The following is a 2095-nucleotide window of genomic DNA, read 5'->3' on the forward strand; positions in this document are numbered from 1 at the left end:
GCTCTCGGCCGCCGACGAGACCTCGCTCGCCGTCGCCTTCCGGACCCGCCTCGACGCCCTGGCGGCGGGGCGGAGCGCGACGGTGGACGGGGCCGGGCTCCAGCCGGACCCGGCCCGCCCGACCCTGCCGCGCCTGTCGGCCTCGCTGCGCGGCACCGCCGAGGGCCTGCACGGGCTGCTGGCGGCGCTGGAGACCGAGGCGCCCCTGATCGTGCCCGAGGAGGCCGTGCTGAGCGTCGAGCGGCCGGCCGATCCCGAGATCAGCCGCGCCACGGTGATGCGCCTCACCCTGACGGTCCGGGGCGTGCTCCTGCCCGCGCCGACGACCGGCCGGCCCGCCCCGGGAGGCACGCCGTGACGCCGATCCTCCGGGCGGCCGGAACCGCGCTCGCCGCGACCGGACTCAAGGCCCGGCTCGCCTGCGGGCTCTCGGCGGGCCTGATGCTCGCCGCCTTCGCCTGGCCGGTCGATGGCGGACCGGCGCCCGCGCCGCATAGCGCCCCGGCCGTGCCGCCGCCACCGGACGAGACGGCTCTGGCGCGCCCGCTCTTCGATCCCGGCCGGCGGCCCTGGACCGCCCGGGGCCCCCGCGAGATCCTCGACGGCGACCCGCCCCGGCCGGTGCTGGTGGTGCGCGGCATCCTCCTCGACGGGCCGGCCGCCCGAGTGCTGATCGACGACGGCAGCGGCGCCCGGGCCTGGCTCGCCCGCGGCGAGGGCCGCGGCGACTGGCGCGTGGCGGAGGTCGGGCGCGACCGGGTGACCGTGGTGCAGGGCGAGCGCCGCTACGTCGCGACCTTCCTGGGACCTGCCGCGATGCTGCGGCCGGTCGGCGCCCGGCCGGTGGTCGAGGCGGAGCCGGCCTTGCGGCGCTGAGCCGGGGGCCGGAAGCCGCGGGCGGCAATGGCGTCGCGCCCCGTCAGTCCAGCATCCGCCGCAGGATCCCTTGCGAGCCCTCGTAGGCCGCCGGCAGGGGCGGGGGCGGAAGGACCGGGCGCACCGGCATCATGGCGCGGAATTGCTGGCGGAAGTCCTCGGCAATGCGGTCGGCCTCGATGGTGCCGCGGATCACCCGGGGGCGGATGAACACCAGGAGCTCGGTGCGCACCCGCTGGTCGATGCGGTTGCGGAAGGCCGGGCCGATCACCGGCAGCTCGCTCAGGATCGGCAAATTCTCGTTCGAGATCTGCGCCTTCTCCTGCACCATGCCGCCGATGGCGAGGCTGTGGCCGTCGTTCACCGCGACGCTGGTGGCGACCCGGCGCTGGCGGATCGTCGGCGAGTCGATCGCCGAGGTCGTGGTCGGGACGACGTCGCTGACCTCCTGGTTGATGTCGAGCACGACGAGGCCGTTCTTGTTCACCCGCGGCGTGACCGAGAGGATCACGCCGGTATCCTTCATCTCGATCTGGTTGAGGATCGGGGCGCCCGCGGTGAGCGCGCTCTGGCCGGATTGCTTGATGATCGGCACCTGGTCGCCGACCTGGAGCTTGGCGGTGCGGTTGTCGAGCACCGTGATGTTGGGCGACGAGATGACGTTGACCCGGGTCACGCCCTGCAGGGCGTTGAGCACCACGTTGAAGTCGGAGCCGGCGAGCAGGTAGTTGAAGCCCGGCACGCCGCGGATCGCCGAGGTGATCAGGCCGGCGGTGCCGCTCGTCGCCGCCGCCTTGCCGGTGTCGGCGCTGGCGAGGTTGAACCGGCTGCCCTGCTGCTTGAGGAACCACTGCACGCCGAAGGCGAGGTTGTCGTTGAGCGTGACCTCGGCGATCACGGTCTCGAGCAGCACCTGGGTCGGCATCGCGTCGAGGCGGCCGAGGATGCGCAGGATCTTGTCGTACTGGTTGCGCGTGGCCGAGACCACCAGGCTGTTGTTGGCCTCGTCCGCGACGATGCCGATGGCGTCGCGCCGCATCCCGGCCCCGCCGCCGGCATAGCCCGCGTCGAACCCGCCGCCGTAGCCCCCGTAGGCGCCGCCACCGCCATACCCGCCGAGCGCGCCGCCATAGCCGCCCCCGCCGGCGAGCGGCGAGGCGGGAAGCCCGCCCGCCCCCCCCGAAGGCCCGCCGAGGCCGCCGCCGACGCCAGCACCGCC

General features: G+C 75.0%; 3 protein-coding genes. 2 read left to right on the forward strand and 1 reads right to left on the reverse strand.

Annotated elements, in window-relative coordinates:
* On the forward strand, window positions 1-358 hold a 358-nt coding region (locus HPY23_RS13095; protein ID WP_200649623.1), incomplete at its 5' end, for a GspMb/PilO family protein.
* Complete coding sequence (locus tag HPY23_RS13100; protein WP_091883922.1) at window positions 355-876, forward strand: hypothetical protein; 522 nt, start codon at window positions 355-357, stop codon at window positions 874-876. The genes HPY23_RS13095 and HPY23_RS13100, both read left to right, overlap by 4 nt.
* A gap of 43 nt (window positions 877-919) precedes the next feature.
* Here HPY23_RS13100 and HPY23_RS13105 read toward each other — a convergent pair.
* Window positions 920-2095: type II secretion system protein GspD (locus HPY23_RS13105; protein ID WP_276530187.1), on the reverse strand; the 1176-nt coding region annotated here is incomplete at its 5' end.

It is taken from the genome of Methylobacterium ajmalii (assembly GCF_016613415.1).
Classification (GTDB): domain Bacteria; phylum Pseudomonadota; class Alphaproteobacteria; order Rhizobiales; family Beijerinckiaceae; genus Methylobacterium; species Methylobacterium ajmalii.